Source organism: Brumimicrobium glaciale (assembly GCF_004152935.1).
GTDB classification, from domain to species: Bacteria; Bacteroidota; Bacteroidia; order Flavobacteriales_D; family Crocinitomicaceae; genus Brumimicrobium; species Brumimicrobium glaciale.
The window spans coordinates 79,260-97,955 of sequence record NZ_SETE01000001.1; the positions used below are offsets into that span (position 1 = coordinate 79,260).

15 protein-coding genes are annotated in these 18,696 nt (G+C 35.0%); 12 read left to right on the top strand and 3 right to left on the bottom strand.

Annotation, left to right across the window (positions count from 1 at the left end; all coding sequences use genetic code 11):
• The first annotated feature begins 120 nt into the window (after positions 1-120).
• On the top strand, positions 121-1,122 hold the full coding sequence (locus ERX46_RS00290) for an aspartate-semialdehyde dehydrogenase (protein WP_130091831.1): 1,002 nt from the start codon (positions 121-123) through the stop codon (positions 1,120-1,122).
• An 87-nt stretch (positions 1,123-1,209) separates the two neighbouring features.
• Positions 1,210-4,065: a PD-(D/E)XK nuclease family protein gene (locus tag ERX46_RS00295; protein ID WP_130091832.1), complete on the top strand. Its 2,856-nt coding sequence runs from the start codon at positions 1,210-1,212 to the stop codon at positions 4,063-4,065.
• Between the two features lie 118 nt (positions 4,066-4,183).
• Here ERX46_RS00295 and ERX46_RS00300 read toward each other — a convergent pair whose 3' ends face one another.
• On the bottom strand, positions 4,184-4,981 hold the full coding sequence (locus ERX46_RS00300; RefSeq protein WP_130091833.1) for an arylamine N-acetyltransferase family protein: 798 nt from the start codon (positions 4,979-4,981) through the stop codon (positions 4,184-4,186).
• Between the two features lie 435 nt (positions 4,982-5,416).
• On the bottom strand, positions 5,417-5,908 hold the full coding sequence (locus ERX46_RS00305) for a GNAT family N-acetyltransferase (RefSeq protein WP_242494512.1): 492 nt from the start codon (positions 5,906-5,908) through the stop codon (positions 5,417-5,419).
• Positions 5,909-6,146: 238 nt separating this feature from the next.
• Here ERX46_RS00305 and ERX46_RS00310 point away from each other — a divergent pair, with 238 nt between their 5' ends.
• The 9 genes from ERX46_RS00310 to ERX46_RS00350 all read left to right on the top strand — a co-directional run bounded on the left by ERX46_RS00310 (position 6,147) and on the right by ERX46_RS00350 (position 16,705).
• The gene (locus tag ERX46_RS00310; RefSeq protein ID WP_130091834.1) at positions 6,147-6,923 is read left to right on the top strand and encodes an enoyl-CoA hydratase/isomerase family protein; all 777 of its coding nucleotides are present in this window, start codon (positions 6,147-6,149) and stop codon (positions 6,921-6,923) included.
• Between the two features lie 282 nt (positions 6,924-7,205).
• The gene (locus tag ERX46_RS00315; protein WP_130091835.1) at positions 7,206-8,690 is read left to right on the top strand and encodes an oligosaccharide flippase family protein; all 1,485 of its coding nucleotides are present in this window, start codon (positions 7,206-7,208) and stop codon (positions 8,688-8,690) included.
• Between the two features lie 54 nt (positions 8,691-8,744).
• Positions 8,745-10,094, top strand: a complete 1,350-nt coding sequence (locus ERX46_RS00320; RefSeq protein ID WP_130091836.1) for a heparan-alpha-glucosaminide N-acetyltransferase domain-containing protein — start codon at positions 8,745-8,747, stop codon at positions 10,092-10,094.
• A gap of 250 nt (positions 10,095-10,344) precedes the next feature.
• On the top strand, positions 10,345-11,199 hold the full coding sequence (locus tag ERX46_RS00325) for a hypothetical protein (RefSeq protein ID WP_130091837.1): 855 nt from the start codon (positions 10,345-10,347) through the stop codon (positions 11,197-11,199).
• Positions 11,200-11,406: 207 nt separating this feature from the next.
• Positions 11,407-11,841 carry a dUTP diphosphatase gene (gene dut, locus ERX46_RS00330; protein ID WP_130091838.1) on the top strand — a complete coding sequence of 145 codons (435 nt, stop codon included), beginning with the start codon at positions 11,407-11,409 and terminating at the stop codon, positions 11,839-11,841.
• A gap of 3 nt (positions 11,842-11,844) precedes the next feature.
• A complete protein-coding gene (locus ERX46_RS00335; RefSeq protein WP_130091839.1) occupies positions 11,845-12,855 on the top strand; it encodes a sugar nucleotidyltransferase in 1,011 nt (336 codons plus the stop codon).
• On the top strand, positions 12,855-14,594 hold the full coding sequence (locus tag ERX46_RS00340) for a tetratricopeptide repeat protein (RefSeq protein WP_130091840.1): 1,740 nt from the start codon (positions 12,855-12,857) through the stop codon (positions 14,592-14,594). Before ERX46_RS00335 ends, ERX46_RS00340 begins: the two co-directional genes overlap by 1 nt.
• Positions 14,575-15,387 (top strand): DUF4292 domain-containing protein, encoded by an 813-nt coding sequence (locus ERX46_RS00345; protein ID WP_130091841.1) that lies wholly within the window; start codon positions 14,575-14,577, stop codon positions 15,385-15,387. Before ERX46_RS00340 ends, ERX46_RS00345 begins: the two co-directional genes overlap by 20 nt.
• Positions 15,380-16,705, top strand: a complete 1,326-nt coding sequence (locus ERX46_RS00350; RefSeq protein WP_207214094.1) for a murein hydrolase activator EnvC family protein — start codon at positions 15,380-15,382, stop codon at positions 16,703-16,705. The genes ERX46_RS00345 and ERX46_RS00350 overlap by 8 nt, the downstream gene beginning before the upstream one ends.
• A gap of 340 nt (positions 16,706-17,045) precedes the next feature.
• Here ERX46_RS00350 and ERX46_RS17410 read toward each other — a convergent pair whose 3' ends face one another.
• Positions 17,046-17,207, bottom strand: coding sequence for a hypothetical protein (locus ERX46_RS17410; protein WP_165366102.1), 162 nt, complete (start codon positions 17,205-17,207; stop codon positions 17,046-17,048).
• An 81-nt stretch (positions 17,208-17,288) separates the two neighbouring features.
• On the opposite strand from ERX46_RS17410, the gene fumC reads away from it, so the two are divergent.
• Positions 17,289-18,680: a class II fumarate hydratase gene (gene fumC, locus ERX46_RS00355; RefSeq protein ID WP_130091843.1), complete on the top strand. Its 1,392-nt coding sequence runs from the start codon at positions 17,289-17,291 to the stop codon at positions 18,678-18,680.
• Positions 18,681-18,696: the final 16 nt, after the last annotated feature.

An 18,696-nucleotide genomic window follows, 5' to 3' on the forward strand; every position in this document is an offset into this window, starting at 1 on the left:
TTAAGTGCTATATCACACTTCTATTAAATTAGGAGCTTGTTTTTGTAATTCTTTCACATCACCAAATGTAAATTCCAATCTTCCAATTGAAAAATAATTACTTTTGTAAAAACAGAAAATATGAAGCTTGCAATTGTTGGGGTAACAGGAATGGTGGGACAAGAAATGCTAAAAGTATTGGCAGAAATGAGTCTTCCGATTACAGAATTAATTCCAGTAGCATCTAAAAATTCGGCTGGAACGAAAATCCTTTTTGGAGGTCAGGAACATACAGTTGTTGATCTGGAAGAAGCCTTAAACATGAAGCCTGATGTTGCATTATTTTCTGCAGGTGGAGATATTTCCTTAGAATGGGCACCAAAATTTGCAGCAAATGGCTGTCGCGTAATCGATAATTCTTCTGCTTTTAGAATGGATGACGACAAGAAGTTAATTATTCCAGAGATCAATGGAGATGATTTAACGGAAAATGATTTCATTATTGCTAATCCAAACTGTTCAACAGTTCAAATGTTGATTGCCTTAGCGCCATTGCATAAATTATATACCATAAAAAGAGTTGTAGTTTCGACTTATCAATCCATTTCTGGAACGGGTGCGAAAGCCGTTAAACAAATGGAAAATGAGCGCCTAGGAATAAAAGGAGAAATGGTTTATCCTTATGCTATTGATCAAAACGTATTGCCGCATTGCGATGATTTCCTAGAAAATGGTTACACCAAAGAAGAAATGAAATTGGTGAACGAAACCCATAAAATATTAGACCCAAATATTGGCGTTACAGCAACTGCAGTAAGAGTTCCAGTTCAAGGTGGACACTCAGAAGCTATCAACGTGAGTTTCGAAAGAGATTTTGATTTGGCTTTTATTCGTAAAGCTTACCACAATAATCCAGCGATTCATTTACAAGACAATCCGGAAACAAATACATATCCAATGCCTCTTTTTGCAAAAGGTAGAAATGAAGTTTTCATTGGTCGATTACGAAGAGATGAAAGTCAAGAAAATACACTGAACATGTGGGTTGTTGCCGATAATTTGAGAAAAGGAGCAGCTACGAATTCAGTTCAGATTGTACAAAAAATGATTGAGAAGAAGATAATTAAGATTGGGACGTTTTAGTAGGGGCGGTTGTAAGGGCGGTTTGCAACCGCCCCCAACCCGCTCCTACAACCGCCTCTACAAAACATACAACAACACCAAAAAACCATGACATATTTCATCGATCGCATTGCACAATATATTTTCGAAGAACAAATTCCATTAGAACACCTAACAATCGTTCTTCCTTCTCAACGAGCGAAAAAATATTTGCAACGGTCTTTGTTTAAAGCTTATGGAAAGCCGATTTTTTCTCCGAAGATCATTACGATGAACCGATGGGTGCAGGAATTATCACCTTTGCCGATTATTGAACCAACTAGAGCGCTTTTTAAGTTGTATGATGTGCATTTGAAAGTCGATAAAGAAGAACCTCAAACTTTGGATGAGTTTTTTAAATGGGGAAAAACTTTATTGAGCGATTTCGATGAAATGGATCGCTATCTCATCGACAGTAAAGATTTATTTAGGAATTTAGCGGACATAAAAGACATAGAAAACTGGAGTTTTGATAGCGAAGAACAGCTGACAGAAGGTCAATTGCGTTTTATGCGTTTCTGGGATTTATTGGCAGATTATCACAAACATTTCAACGAAAGACTGAAAAAAGATGGCGAGTGCTACATGGGAATGGCGTACAGAAATTTAGCCACAAACATTGACCTAGCTTTTGAAGAAGACAAAGAAACCCGATTCATTTTTGCTGGATTTAATGCGCTTTCTCCTGCTGAGATTTCAATTATGAAACAATTGAAAAACATGGGAAGAGCAGATGTTTTTGTTGATGCAGATGAATATTATCTCAACGATAAAAACCATGAAGCCGGACGATTTATCCGTGATTTATTCAGCGAATTAAAGGTCAAAGAATTGGATTTCGTTGTGGATAAAATTGGAACAGAAAAGAAGGTTTTCAATATTATCAATTGTGCGCAACCGACTGGACAAGCAAAAGTGAGCGCGACGATTTTAAATGATCAAATTCCACACGACGAATTATCGGACACATTACTTTTATTAGCAGATGAAAAGTTAGTTGTTCCAGTAATGAAAAACATTCCAAAAAACGTAGAACAAACCAACATCACTTTAGGATTGCCATTGAAAAACACTGCGATTAAATCTTGGGTGGACATGTTGTTTACTGTTCAGGAACATTTTCAGCAGTTTAATTCAAAACAGATTTACCACAAAGATTTCGTTCGATTTATCAAACATCCATTCATCACAGGATTTTGTAATAAAGCAGAAATGCAAGCCATTACGAAGGTAGAACAAAAGATTTTGAGCAATAACTGGACATTTATTTATCCAAAACAATTAGAATTAGGTGAACGTATTTCCAAATTGATTGCACTGTTTTTCACGCCTTGGAAAAGTTCAGATAAGGAATATTCACTTGAACAAATTAGAACATTAAATCAAACGATATATCAAGGACTCGATAATGACGAAAATGCGATAGAAAGATCAATTTTGTATCATTTTGACCGTTCTTTGGTCAAATTAGAGTCGGTTTTGGCAGAATTTAAGCCAGATTTACGTTTGGGGACTTTCAAATCTTTGTTTAATCAACATTGGATCAATGAAAGCATTGCTTATTACGGAAATCCACTTGATGGACTACAGGTGATGGGGTTGTTGGAAACCCGATTGATTGATTTCAAAAACATGATTGTCGTAGGATTAAATGACGGAAGTATGCCGCCAACGAATCCAGTTCAGACAATTATTCCAATGGATTTAAGGAAATACCACAATTTACCAACGCCTAGGGAGAAACAAGGTCTTTTTGCACATCACTTTTATCGTTTGTTACACCAAGTAGAAAACTGCTGGATTACTTTCTCATCGGCGGATAGAGACATGGGAGGTGTGGATGAACCTTCACGTTACATCATGCAATTGCAGTTAGAACTTTCACGTGTAAATCCGTTGATTGAGTTCAATACTTCTGATTATACAATTTCCAACGAAGAGGAAGAAAGCGAAGGATTAACTGTGCCGAAAACAGATGCTGTTCTCAAGCGTTTAGATGAATATTTCGGTCGACGTACTTCAGCGTCTGCAATGAAAACAGCTTTGAGTTGTCCATTAGATTTCTATTACAAATACCTACTTGGTTTTGGGGAGGAAGATAAAGTTGAAGAAGAGATCGAAGCGAGCACTTTTGGGAATTTCATTCACAATACATTAGAGGCATTGTATGGTGATTTCGCTCAATTGGACAAGGAAGGAAACAAAAGAGAACACCACAAATCATTATCGGTTGTTGATATAGATAACATGATTAAGAAGCAAGGTGCGGTAATGAAACAGCACTTTTATGAGTTTTTTAATCTGGAAGCAGATCAAAACTTAGAAGGAAAGAATTACCTAAGTTTAGAAATTGCCCAACATTTAACGGAACGCTTTTTACAGAAAGAGAAGAAGAGTTTAAAAGACCACAAAGGACATATGTTTATTGTGAGTTTAGAGATGGAATTGACCAAAACTTTAAAACTCAACATTCACGGAAAAGAAAAAGAAGTCAATTTTATCGGATTTATTGATAGGGTCGATGATTTTGAAGGTAAAAAACGAATTATTGATTATAAATCGGGGAAATGTACCGAAAACGATGTGAGATTGACAAAAGCTTCCTCAAAAGCCAAAGCCGAAGAAGATGTCGTATTTGAATTCATCAAAAAACTAAAAAGCAGTAAATATGTTTTCCAAATGTTGGTCTACAATATGTTATTCCATGAGAAATTCGGTGAATATCCAGATAAAGTTGGAATTATCTCCATGGTGAACTTGAATGATGGTCCGTTTTATTTGGATAATCAATTGACTGAAACAACTGAAGAATTGATGGATTTATTCGAGAAGGCGTTGACGCAAATTGTGAGTGATTTGTATGATGGAGCGGTAGATTTTGAGCATGATGTGAAGAGTTTGTATTGTGATTATTGTGAAGGGTAAAAGTTTGGAGGGAGAGATTTCTAGGAAGAGGATTTAAGGAGAGGGAAGGATGAAAGGAGTGAAATGAAATCAAGATTCACTTAAAGTGGAACTATTTGTTTTTGTTGAAGAGGCCCATTCACCTTAACCCCTTCAAATCCCCATACTCCGCATCAAGCTCAATCCCAAATTCTTTCCTAATAACATCCAAACATGAGGAATCATCTTTCAGTGTGATAAGTTCTTCCTTTCCATTAATTACCTTTTTCAACTTGTTGTGATACAAACTAATCATACCATTTTCTATTGGAAGAGCGGCAATTCTTGCATTGGTGAAAAATGAATCTGGATGGGTTGAGGTATAGTGATTACCTAATTTAATGTCGATATCAAAAACAGGGTTTAAGTCAAAACTATATAGGTTTTTCCAGTGTCCATTTGGATTGTTCTGAAGGATGTAAGCAAATACTTCATCTTTTATTAATCTGTAGGTTTGCTTTTGGAATGAAATGGGTTCATTGTATATAAGTGGTATGGGAATAAGTGGCGCTTCAGCTCCGAATCCTAAATCTACTATCCAACTTTTGCCATCAATAGTTACCAAAGTCGTTTGATGTGTTCTACCGGTTACCTCTCTAGAAAGATGGACCCTTCCCAATAGTGGACGCGCATCAAATCCGAACGCTTTGAGTGCCATTAAAAGCAGTCCGTTTAATTCAAAACAATATCCTCCTCGCTTATGCTTGACCAGTTTTTGAAATATCGATTTTGGATCAATACGAATGTTTCTTCCCAAACAAATATCAAAGTTTTCAAAAGGAATTGATAAATGTTGAGCACGGTGAATTGACTTCAAACTTTCGAAGTCGACAGAAACTTCCCCATCGAAATTTATACGCTTTAAATACTCTTCCCTATTAAAAGTAAAATCACTCATTTTAAGCTTTGATTAATTGCAATAACAATTTGATTTACAAAATGATTTATATTCTGCTAAATAGCTATCCAAATATAAGGCTTTCCGCCGAAGAAGAAACTTTTGAAAGTCAGTCTTTGTCGCCAAAAAACACTTCAAACTTTCGAAGTCGACAGAAACTTCCCCATCGAAATTTATACGCTTTAAATACTCTTCCCTATTAAAAGTAAAATCACTCATTTTAAGCATTGATTAATTGCAATAACATTTTGATTTACAAAATGATTTATATTCTGCTAAATAGCTATCCAAATATAAGGCTTTCAGCCGAAGAAGAAACTTTTGAAAGTCAGTCTTTGTCGCCAAAAAACACTTCAAACACCGCTACTATAATAGCATTATTAACAATTTAAAGCCAATATCGCCACCCTGATAGCGATTGATCAATCCAAACTCCTAAATTTTAAGCACCATCCAAACATCACAAGCAAAATGTCCAGAATCTCCCAAGGGTTTTTCTACTCTTTCAAATCCTATTTTTTCGTATAAAACTATCGCTTCTTTTAGACTAGGAAATGACTCAAGATATAAATGTGTATAGCCTTGCTCCTTTGCATAAGCGATACTTTTGTCCATGAGTTGTTTGCCAATCCCTTTTCCACGGTATTCACTTTTGAGATAAATCTTCACTAATTCGGCATAGCCTTCAGGTAGATTCTTAGTTGGATAAATCCCACATCCTCCGATTGATTTCCCTTCTAATTCAGCGATAAAATATCCGCTTTTTGGAGCTCTAGAAAAGGTTTCGTAGAGTTCATCTGTTGTTGGGTCGGTGTAAACTGTTCCTGGTTTTGCTTCGTTGTATTCTTCCAAGGCCGTGCGAATGATTTTCGCGATAAGTGGATTGTCTTGAGGTTGGATTGGACGGATGAGCATGTTGTTTTTCATTATTGGATGTTTGGAGATGTAAAGTTAGTTTAATTGAATGAAGATAGAAAAAGAAAAATGACGCAAAGTTTCGCAGAGGGGCAGAGATTCGCAGAGGTAAGAAGCAAAAAGAGGAAAAGAAGAATTATGTAAAGTTCCGCGTTCCATCATCCCTATCGCGCATCCTATCAATTCGTAATTCGTAATTGATTATTCGTAATTTGATTACGATTTCTTATTTTAGCACAAAACAAAAGAAATGAGTTACGAAAATATAACGACAGAACAAAAAGAGCGTGTTCACTACATTACGGTGAATCGCCCGAAGCAAATGAATGCATTGAACAAAGCCACAATTCAGGAATTGCACGAAGCTTTTAAAGCAGCAAATGAAGATGAAGGAACGCGTGCAATTATCTTGACTGGAAGTGGTGAAAAAGCTTTCGTTGCAGGTGCTGACATTAAAGAATTTGCTGATTTTGGAACTTCTGATGGTAAAGCATTAGCTGCACAAGGTCAAAAGAAATTATTTGATTTTATTGAGAATCTTTCTAAGCCAGTTATTGCAGCTATAAACGGTTTCGCGCTAGGTGGTGGATTAGAATTAGCAATGGCTTCTCATATTCGCATCGCATCTCATAATGCAAAATTAGGCTTGCCAGAAGTTTCTTTGGGTGTAATTCCAGGATATGGTGGAACGCAGCGTTTGTCACAATTGGTTGGTCGTGGAAAAGCAATGGAAATGATTACAACCGCGGGAATGATTTCTGCGGACGATGCATACGAATCTGGATTAGTGAATCATGTTGTAGCGCAAGATGAATTGATGGCTTTGGCCGAGAAAATTGCAAGTAAAATTTGTAACAACTCTGGAAATGCGATTAAATCGGCAATGAAAGCTGTGAATGCAAATTATACAGATGGTGTTGATGGTTTTGCAGTTGAGATTGCAGAATTTGGAAATTGCTTTGGAACGGAAGAGTTTGTTGAAGGAACTACTGCATTTGTTGAAAAGAGAAAACCATCGTTTAAATAGTTTTTGTTTATAAAGCCAATAACGGCGTTACACTTCATTAAAAATAAATCTTCAAAATGCCAGCGTTTTACGTTGGCATTTTTTGTTCTATAATTAAAACTTAAATTTGATTAAAATTAATGCCTTTTCCTTATTGCTCAACCAAAACAGCAATATCTTAACAAAACTGCTTTCTTAATAAAGCAAAAGTCATATTTCATAACTCACAAAAAACACAAATCAACCTCCACATAATCTCATTTTCAAAGAATCCATTTAACTTAGCGCTCTGATTAAGAATAAATGAGCAATCCATTAAAGAAATTAGCAGGACAAACAGCGGTTTACGGCTTATCAAGCATCGTGGGACGTTTGTTGAATTACCTGCTTGTTCCTTTATATGTCAGTGTTTTTATAAAGACTTCAGATTATGGAGTAATTTCTGAACTCTATGCCTGGATTGCTTTTTTGATGGTTTTATTGACTTTTGGAATGGAAACTGCATTTTTTAAGTTTCTATCTGATAATCCAGAGAATAAAGACAAAATCTTCCGGAATTCTATGTTGAGCATTGTTATCATCAATGCAATTTTTCTCTTGCTGATTTTAATTTTTAATGGTGTAATCGCAGACGCATTGCTGTTCCCCGATAATCCCGAATACATAATTTTACTGAGTGTAATTGTAGTGATTGATGCCACTTCAGCGCTTCCTCTCGCTAAATTACGAGCAGAAGACAGAGCTAAAAAATTCGTAGTTGTTCAGCTTACTGGAATCGGTATAAACATTGGATTGAACTTGATTTTGATGTTGTTTGTTTTTCAACCAGAAGCGGAAAATGCAGCTGTTGGAATTCGCTTTATTCTAATTGCCAACTTGATTGCTTCTTTGGTGAAACCAGCTATTCTTTATAAAGATTTTATATCGTTGAAATGGATTTGGGATACACAATTATTGCGTTCTATGTTCAAATATAGCTTTCCCTTGGCTTTGGCAGGATTCGCTTTTATAATCAATGAAACTGTAGACAGAATTTTATTGAAGCACCTTACTTATCAAAATTCAATTGGAGAATTTACAACAGAAGCTGCTTTAACTTTTGCGGAATCTCAGGTAGGAATTTACAGTGCGAGTTATAAATTAGCCATGTTGGTCACGATATTTTTACAAGCTTACCGTTATGCTGCTGAGCCGTTTTTCTTTGCGCAATCTAAAAGTAAAGACAGAAACAAAACCTACGTGAAAGTCATGAATTACTTCGTAGGAGCTGTATTCTTAAGTTTTTTAGGAGTTTCATTGAATCTAGATATTTTCAAATATTTTATTCCAAATCCAGCGTATTGGGAAGGGTTGAGAATTGTTCCTATCCTTTTGTTGGCGAACGTTTTTTCAGGAATTTACATCAATCAAAGTATTTGGTATAAATTGAGTGGTCAAACAAAATTTGGAGCTTATATTGCCATGGGCGGCGCGGCTTTAACATTGACTTTAAACTTTATTTTTATTCCAATTTATGGATACATGGCTTGTGCTTGGGCAACTTTTATAGTTTACGGCGCACAAATGGTCGTTTCCTATTGGCTAGGACAAAAGCATTACCCGATTCCTTACAACTTGAGAAAATTTAGTTTGTACAGTATCGTTGCAATTTCAATCTATTTTATATTCACTTGGATTGATTTAGAAGCTGGTATTTTACAATTCGTAATCCATAATCTTTTCATTCTTTTATATGTAGGACTGGTGTTTTGGATGGAAAAACCGAAAGCAGTTGCAAAATCCAGTTAATTCAGTTTATCTTCGCATTTTATAAAAACAAATACACAAAGAAATTTGCCTTAAATGTTATTAGCAAAGAGCAATCTTACAAATCGGTTAGTATTTATTGATATCGCAAGATCTATTGCCATATTGATGATGCTGGAGGGGCATTTTATTGTGATGGCTTTGACTGAAAACCACCGAGGAAATGACCTATTTCTTTACGATATCTGGCGTTTTACACGTGGACTAACCGCTCCATTATTCTTTACCGTTTCTGGCTTGGTTTTTACCTATCTTTTGGTGCGTAACAAAGAGCCTTTCCTCAAAAATAAACGTGTTAAAAAAGGATTGAGTAGAGGTTTTAGATTAATCCTTTGGGGTTATGCTTTGCAACTCAATCTGTACTTTATTTTTAAAGGTTTAATAGAAAATGGTTCCTATACTTTTAGTGGATATATGTATATTTTCCACGTTTTACAGTGCATCGGAGCGTCATTAATTACGGTTATTTTACTTTACGGATTAAATCGATTAATTAAAGTCGTTCCGTTAACTTGGTGGTTTGGATTTTTTGGAACCCTTGCTTTTATAATGCGTCCCACTATTTATGCCTTAGATTTTTCATCTTTTCATCCGCTCATTGAAAATATCTTTATTACTTCTCCAGGTGACAGTGCATTTAAGTCAATTTTCCCATTATTCCCATGGGTTGGATTTGTGATTTTCGGTGCAATGATTGGCGCTTATGTGAGTAAGAATCCAGCTAAAGTTTACACGAATAAATTTCCATTGATATTATTTATCTCAGGATTAATTCTAAACTTATTTACAGACAATATTCTAAAAATTATTCAACCAGCGTTTCTTAGCATTTCGGGAATAAAACCTTTCTACGGATTAGGGTATTTATTCGCAAGATTTGGACAAGTAATTTGGGTTTTGGCGATCATTATTTTCATTGGAAAACACAAACGTTATCTAAGAGTTGTTTACCGCAGAAAACTGGGCTTTTTAAAAAGTTGGATTATTCCAATAGCTTTTGGTGTTTCAGGTTTAACAATTATCATTTATACTTTACTTTCTGGAAATGAATTCACAATTTTCCCAACATTTTCTTTGTATGCTTTAGGTCATTTATTGTTGTTTATTTCTGTAATAATAATCACTGCCAAACTCATCAATTGGAATTATGAGTTATTCATAAAAATCGGTCAAAACACGCTGTCCATATACATTGTACACGTAATTATTTTGTATAGCGGCTTGTTCGGATTTGGATTAAGTAGTTATTTAGATAAAAATCTTTCACCGTGGTTCGCCATTGTTGGAGCAATAGGATTTATTATGGTTTTCACGTATTTCGTGAAGTATATTGAAGTTTTTCAGAAGTATTATAACAAGTTGTTTTTTTGGAAAAAAGGGAAATAATTGTTAATGGTTAATTTTTAATGGTTAACGCGTGGTTGAATGGATAATTCACGATTGATAATTGATAATTGAAATTTACCTCAAACGCTTTCTATTAAACTTGCTCTCATTCAGTAAACTAATTTTTATATCGGTTTGAATTCATATTTTTTTTAGCGCAAACCACGTTAACAATTAACCATTGATAATTAACCATTAACCCTGTAACCTATTCGAAAATATAACGTTATAAATAAAAAAAAGCCACATCATGAAGACATTAATTTTATTTTCCTCCGTATTATTTCTGTTTTCTTTCAGCAAAAATAGCATGCAAAATGTGAATGTTTTTGATGCTATTAAAAACAATCAAATTCATTTAACAGCCACTTCTAATGGTGCCCATACCGGAAAGTCTATTGTTGTTGAAATTGAGAATATTAAAAACCTAAAAAGCATTCTAATTCCATCTGGTACACGATTTAAGAGTGAATTTGAAGGTGATCAAGATTTAATTACTGTTGATGACGAAATGATTGCATTAAATTCCAGTTCAACTCAACATAAAGTGAATGGTTTTTGTGTTCAACCACACAACAGTTCTCCAACAAATGAAAGTCAATTTACAATTGCTAAGGAGACAAATCAAAACCTTATTAAAATTGCTAAATATTTAGATAATAAAGGATTTAATGATGACCTTAAACAGACCGCCCTTTGGTGTGTTGTTGAAGATGATGATGTTTCAGGCATCTATGAAGATGGAAATAACGAAGTAACGAAATTGAGAGAATTTATTTGTTCGTTGACCGGAAAGGAGAATGTTTGGTACAATTCAGATCCAACATATTCTATTGATGAAAACCGAAATATAATTCAAGAAACAACAAAAGTTGAAGGACTTTTGGCTTATACCGTTACAAAAACTGGGAACATGAGAATGCAAGTTTTAAAAGAAAATGGTGAAGTCATTAGAGATTATGATGGTGAAATGCCAATTTCTCACTTAGGAAATTATAATTTCAATTTCAGTTTGAAAGTTAGCGGCTGGGAAAGCGGAAAATATAGTGTTCAATTGAAAATTGGTAACGATGTAATTCACACGGAAGCATTTGTTATATCGTAATCGATAACGCTTTTACCAAATCAACCCACCGCAAAACACGTTAACATTTAACCAATGATAATTAACATTAAAATAGCTCCTTAAATCAATAAAACAGCGATTTTTAAAGGTATTTCAGGAAAAAAAGTTATTTTTGAACACTGTAAAAAAATGGGTGCAATTTCATTTGATTACAGCAAGTCTTTAAAAAATAACTGAAAAGGGAAAATGAAAGTAAAAATCATTAATCGTTCGAAACACGATTTGCCAAAATATGAAACGAAAGCATCTGCTGGCGTGGATTTACGTGCAAATATAGAGGAGCCTTTTACACTTCAATCTTTGGAGCGTACACTTATAAAAACAGGATTATTTTTAGAAATTCCTGAGAAATATGAGGGACAAGTTCGCCCAAGAAGTGGTTTGGCAATTAAACACGGAATTACTGTGTTGAATAGTCCAGGTACTATCGATGCGGATTACCGTGGAGAAGTGGGTGTTGTTTTGGTAAACCTTTCAAACGAACCTTTTGTTATTGAAGACGGAGACAGAATCGCACAACTTGTGTTCTCGAAAGTGAAACAAGCAGAATGGATAATAACTGAAGAATTAACAGAAACCGACCGCGGCGAAGGCGGATTTGGAAGCACCGGAAAAAACTAAATCATGAAAATAATCGTACCAATGGCGGGAAGAGGTTCTCGCTTAAGACCCCACACATTAACAGTTCCCAAACCACTTGTGCCAGTTGGTGGAAAGCCAATTGTTCACCGACTTGTTGAAGATATCGCAGGTGTTTGTAGTGATCCAATCGAAGAAATCGCGTTTGTAATTGGTGATTTTGGAGCTGAAGCAGAAAAAGAATTAATCGCAGTGGCTGAGAGTCTTGGCGCTAAAGGAAGTATCCATTATCAAACAGAACCCTTAGGAACAGCGCATGCCGTTTTATGTGCTCAAGAATTGTTAGATGGTCCTGTAGTAGTCGCTTTTGCTGACACTTTATTTAAAGCTGACTTTAAAATAGATCCAAAAGACGACGGAATTTTATGGGTGAAGCAAATCGATGACCCAAGTGCTTTTGGAGTAATAAAAATGAATGAAAGAGATGAAATTATTGATTTTGTGGAAAAACCGCAAACTTTCGTTTCAGACCTTGCAATGATTGGAATTTATTATTTCAAAGAAGGTGCCGATTTAAGAAAAGAATTAAATTATTTAATCGATAATGATGTAATCAAAGGTGGTGAATACCAATTGCCAGATGCATTGAGAAGATTAACTGAGAAAGGGAAAATATTTAAGCCTGGAAAAGTTACAGAATGGTTGGATTGCGGAAACAAAATTGTAACTGTAAATGCAAATCAACGTGTATTGGAATTTGACAGAGAAAAACACATTGAGTTGGTTGACGCTTCGGCAAAAATCAATAACAGTGTAGTTATTCCACCTTGTTTTATTGGCAAGGATGTTGTTTTGAATGACAGCGTTGTTGGTCCGCATGTTTCAATTGGAGCAGGTTCGAAAGTGAATGGAAGTGTAATTAAAAACACAATTATTCAAGCGAATACTACCTTAGAAAATGTTACTTTAAAGGATTCAATGATTGGTAATCATGCGAATGTTAGAAAAACTCCTCACAATTTAAGTGTTGGAGATTATACCACGATGGATATTTAATGAGAAAAATAATCTTCATATCATCTTTAATGCTTCTTCCTTTGGCGCCTCTTTTTGGTCAAAAAGGAAAGGAAAAGTCTATGCAGGAACAAGCATTGGATGATGTTGAGGCGCTTTCATCTTTGGACTATCCTTACATGGAACAATTTCACCAGGCTGTTCGTGAGAAAATGTCTGGAAATTATAGCGAAGCCAAAAAACTTTTTCAAGCTTGTTTAGCAATAAAGCAAGATGATGATGCCGTTTATTTTGGTTTAGCTGAAATTGCTAAAGCTGAAAACAATATTTCTGTAGCTTTAGAAAACTTTCAAAAAGCTTACAATATCGACAAAGAAAACAATGCCTATTTACAAGAATTGGCTTACATGCATTTTGAAAGAGCAAATTTCGAACAAGCAGAAATCTTGTTTAAAGAAATGTGTGAACGCGAGCCAAGAAATGTAGATTTCCGTTACGGATACAGCAAAGTTTTGATTTATAATAAGGCTTATCAATTGGCAATTGACGAATTGAATTTCCTTCAAGGTCAAACAGGAGTTGTTCCTGAAATAATGATCATGAAAGCTGATTTATATACTGAATTGAAGAAATTTGATAAAACGGAAGAAACATTATTACTTTTAAAGAATGAATATCCGAATGATAAAGAAGTTCTGGTAAATATCATTGCTTTCTATGAGCAACAAGGAGAAAAAGAAAAGGCAGTAAAATTAATTGAGGAATTAGCGAAAAGTGATCCTGACAATGGAATGGCTCAATTTGTTTTGGCGAACAACTTTCTAGAACAAAAAGAGTTTGATAAATTCATTGAAATTGCTCCTGGAATTTTAAAAAATAGTGAAGTAGCGGTTGAAGATAAATTGTTTATATTTAATAAAATTCAAGAAATAGAAGGAAATAAAGGTCCTTTGGTTTTTGAATCAGCAGAAATTCTTTACAAAGCTTATCCTGAGGATTTACAAATTTCTTCAAAATATGTTAAGGAATTAATGTTTGCTTTTCAAAGTAAAAAGGCCCTTTCCGTAGCTAGAAAATCAACAGTTGATAACCCAAATAATTTTGAAGCTTGGCGATTGGCTTTTGCAGTTGAATCTAATTACATGGATTATTCTGAGCTTTACGCAGATGGAAACAAAGCCTTGGAGCTCTTTCCAACCTTACCCGTTATTTATTTTGCTGCAGCAGAAGGAGCTTTGTACACGAACAAACCAGATGAAGCAATTCAACTTTTGGCAGCTGGAGAAATCTACCTTTTAGACGATAAAAAGAAAGAGTCCTTATTCTCTATGCGAAAAGGTCAAATTTATTTTTACAATAAAGAATACAAGAAAGGAATTGTCGCTTTTGAAAAAGCAATGATTAATAATCCAGACGATCAAAGTATTCAAGTGACTTATGCTTTGGCATTAAGCAAAGCCAATATTGCCACAGATATTGCTCAAGAATTATTAGGTAAAATAACAGAAATCAACTTCAGCCGCGATTACTATTTAGCGAAAGCCAATATTGCTTCGAATGCTAATAACTTCGCAGAAGGAATTAGAATTTTAGAGAATGGAATTGAAAAAGAATTTTACAATGCAGAATTAATGGATTTATTAGGTGATCTTCACTTTAAAAATCAATCTTTAACCAAAGCAAAAGAAGCTTGGCAAAAAGCTTTAGCATCTGAATCACGAAATAAAAATTTGACTAAAAAGATTAACGAAGAAAAATTATATGCTCCAAAATATTACTAAATATATTTTCTCAATTCTACTGTTAACATCACTTGTTGCTTGTGGAAGTAAAAGAAATGCTGATTTGGAAAACGTTGAAAAACTTCCTAGAGTGAAAGATGAAGTACTCATCGATCGTTTGGATAGTCTTTCAAAACAACGTCCAGAACATTTCTATACGAAATTGAGTTCAAAATATACGGACAGTAAAATAAACGTTTCATTTAAAACTTCAATTCGCATGCGTGCCGATAGCGCTTTTCATGCATTGATAACTTTTGCGCGAATTCCAATTTATAATGTAATGGTTACGCCAGATACGTTAACAATGGTTGACAAGCGAAATAACTGTTATATGAAGGAGAATATGAATTACCTTAAAAAAACATTTGGAGTTGATTTTAAGCACAAAAACATTGAAGAATTGATATTAGGAATGCCAATCGCATGGGATAAGAATATTGAATATCAACAAATAAAAGATCCTTATAATTATGTTGTTTCCTCAATTTCAAAACGAAAAATAAGAAGACAAGACAGTGATGATGAAGTGATCATTCGCTATTTCCTGAGTGAAGATACAAGGTCACTTAAAAAGTTGATTATCGACAGTCCAAAAGATTCGACATCCATTACCGTTAATTATTTTGGTAGAGAAATGGTAGAAGGTTATAGTATTCCACTTGAAGGTGATATCACTGTTGAAACGCCAAAAGATAAACTTTACATTAACTTTGAATACAATAAAATAAGTGTGAATGATCCAAGAGTATTATATTTATCAATTCCGAATAAATATGAAAAGTGTGAGTAAGTTCCTTGTATTTACTTTTGTGATATTATTTTCTGCTTCTGCTCCTTTGTGGTCTCAGCCTGGTTCACAACGTTTGAAAAACGAGCAAAAAGCATTGGAGCAACAAATTTCGACTACCAAAACTTTACTCGAAAAATCACAAAAAAACACACGACTTTCCCTTGAGGAAGTTAATCTTATTGAGCGTCAAGTTGAATACCGTGAGAAATTATTACGCAACATTGACAATCAAATTCGTTCATCAGAATTAAAAATAGAACAGAAAGAAGGAAGAATTCAAGAGTTAAATGCTGAAATTGAAAGATTAAAAAAACAATATGCACAGCTTTTACTTTACGCTTATAAGAAGCGAAATAAGTACGGAGATTTAATGTTTATTTTCAGTGCTAACACCGTTGAAGAAGCTTTAAAAAGAAAGTTATATCTTGAAAAATTAGCGGAAATTCAACAAAAACAAATGCGTTTGATTCAACAAAATGCTGTTTTATTGACAGATGAAATTAAAGATCTAGACGACGAGAAAAAGCAACAAGTTGAATTGTCTGGTCAAAAAAGAATCGAACGCGCTGAAATCATTAAAACGAAAAAAGCAAAAGAAGAAATCTACAAACGTTTTAAGGAACAAGAAGACGAATTACTGAAAGAATTAAGGAAACAAGAAGAAGACAAAGAGCGTTTGAAACAAGAGATTGCTGCTGCGATTCAAAAAGAAATTGCGGAAGAGCAAGCAAGAATAGCTAAAGCGAAAAGAAAAGAAGAAGCACGCCGAATAGCAGAAGCAAAACGCAAAGCAGCGGAAGCTCCAAAAGACATAAAAACGCCAACTGTAGAAAAAGAAGTTCCGAAGAAAGTGGAGAGAGAGTTCTCATTAACTGCTGAAAGTGCATTGATTGGAGAGAATTTCGCGTCCAACAAAGGTAAATTACCTTGGCCAGTTGAAAAAGGAACAATCACCCAAAATTACGGTAAGAATAGTCACCCTACATTACCGGGAGTATATACCCAAAATAACGGAGTAGATATAAGTACACCAAGAAATGCAAATGTGCTAGCCGTCTTTAAAGGCGAAGTTACGAGTGTAATCAATATTCCAGGAGCAGGAAAAGTAGTCATCATCAAACACGGTGATTATAGAACTGTTTATTCCAACCTTCAAGATGTTTATGTAACAAAAGGAAGTGTTGTAAATACAAAAACTGCAATTGGATCATTATTGCCAAATTCAGCAGGAGATATTTCAGTGGCCCATTTCGAAGTGCACCACGTAAGCGGAAGTTCAGTGAGCCAGTTGAACCCAAATTTATGGATTGCAAAATGATTTTTCACCGGTAGAGGCGCAATGCATTGCGCCTCCACGATTAAAATACATTGCACATCCACGGTTAAAAAACAAAATCCACGGGTTAAAAAATACATTGCACATCAAAGGATGAAAATCCCAATCCAACCCAAAAAATCTGCGAAATCTGCGAGAGAAAAAATAGAGTGAGAAAGAGAATGAGAGCGGAGAAAAACCATTCCAAAAACCAACACAAACCAACCCAAAAAATCTGCGAAATCTGCGAAAATCTGCGGGAACCCATGCCCAACAACCCAACCACAAACAAAAAAAGGGAACTCTTTCGAATTCCCAATACTATTACATTAAAAAGCAGAAATTAAGCCGCTTCTTCCTCGTCGTCGAAAACTTTCTTTGGACGCATTTGTTCTATTGCACCTAGTGTGATCCAATATGGAACAACGAATGCCATTAAGAATAGTAATAGCCAAAAAGCCATTCCTGCAATTAAAAGAAACATAACAATACCGAAAATACTCATGATATATTATTTTTGTAAACTATTATTGTGATGTAATCACGCGGTAAAAATAAAAAATAATTTAATACAAAACGATATAATATGGAATATAGAGTAGAAAAAGACACAATGGGTGAGGTTAAAGTACCTGCCGACAAGTATTGGGGAGCTCAAACTGAACGTTCTAGAAACAATTTCAAGATCGGTCCATCGGCGTCAATGCCATTAGAAATTATTCATGGTTTTGCTTATTTAAAGAAAGCAGCAGCTTATACCAACTGTGAATTGGGTGTTTTAGAAGAATCAAAGAGAGATTTGATCGCTAAAGTATGTGATGAAATCATCGCTGGTCAACATGATGATCAATTTCCTTTGGTGATTTGGCAAACTGGATCTGGTACGCAATCTAACATGAACACAAACGAAGTGATTGCGAACCGTGCACATGTGATTGCTGGAAAGAAAATGGGAGAAGGAGAAAAAACTTTACAACCGAATGACGATGTAAACAAATCTCAATCTTCAAATGATACTTTCCCAACAGGAATGCACATTGCAATTTACAAGTTAATTGTTGAAACGACAGTTCCTGGAGTAAAACATTTACGTGATATTCTTGACGACAAAGCAAAAGCATTTAAAGACATCGTGAAAATTGGTCGTACGCATTTAATGGACGCAACTCCATTAACATTAGGTCAAGAGTTTTCAGGTTATGTTGCGCAATTAGACCATGGCTTAAAAGCTTTAGACAACACAATGCCACATCTTTCTGAAATCGCTTTAGGAGGAACAGCAGTTGGAACAGGAATCAACACACCAAAAGGATATTCTGAATTGGTAGCGAAGAAAATTTCTGAATTCACTGGATTGCCTTTTATTACAGCGGCAAATAAATTTGAAGCATTAGCAGCGCACGATGCATTGGTGGAAACACACGGAGCATTGAAACAATTGGCTGTTTCTATTAATAAAATAGCAAACGACATTCGCATGATGGCTTCTGGTCCACGTTCAGGAATTGGTGAAATCATCATTCCAGCAAACGAACCAGGATCTTCAATTATGCCCGGAAAAGTAAACCCAACGCAAGCAGAAGCAATCACTATGGTTGCAGCGCAAGTTATGGGGAACGATGTTGCAGTAACAATTGGTGGAATGCAAGGTCATTACGAATTAAACGTTTATAAACCAATGATGGCAGCAAACGTTTTACAATCTGCTCGTTTAATTGGAGAGTCTTGTGTTTCTTTCGCTGACAACTGTGCAGTAGGAATCGAGCCAAACCTTAAACGTATTGATGAATTGGTAAACAATTCTTTGATGTTAGTTACGGCTTTGAATCCAAAAATCGGTTACTATAAAGCAGCTGAGATTGCTGGAAATGCACATGACAAAGGAATAACTTTGAAGGAGTCTGCTTTATCACTCGGACATTTAACGTCTGAGGAGTATGATGAGTGGGTTGACCCAAAGAAAATGACCGGCGAATAGTAATTTTTGTCTATTA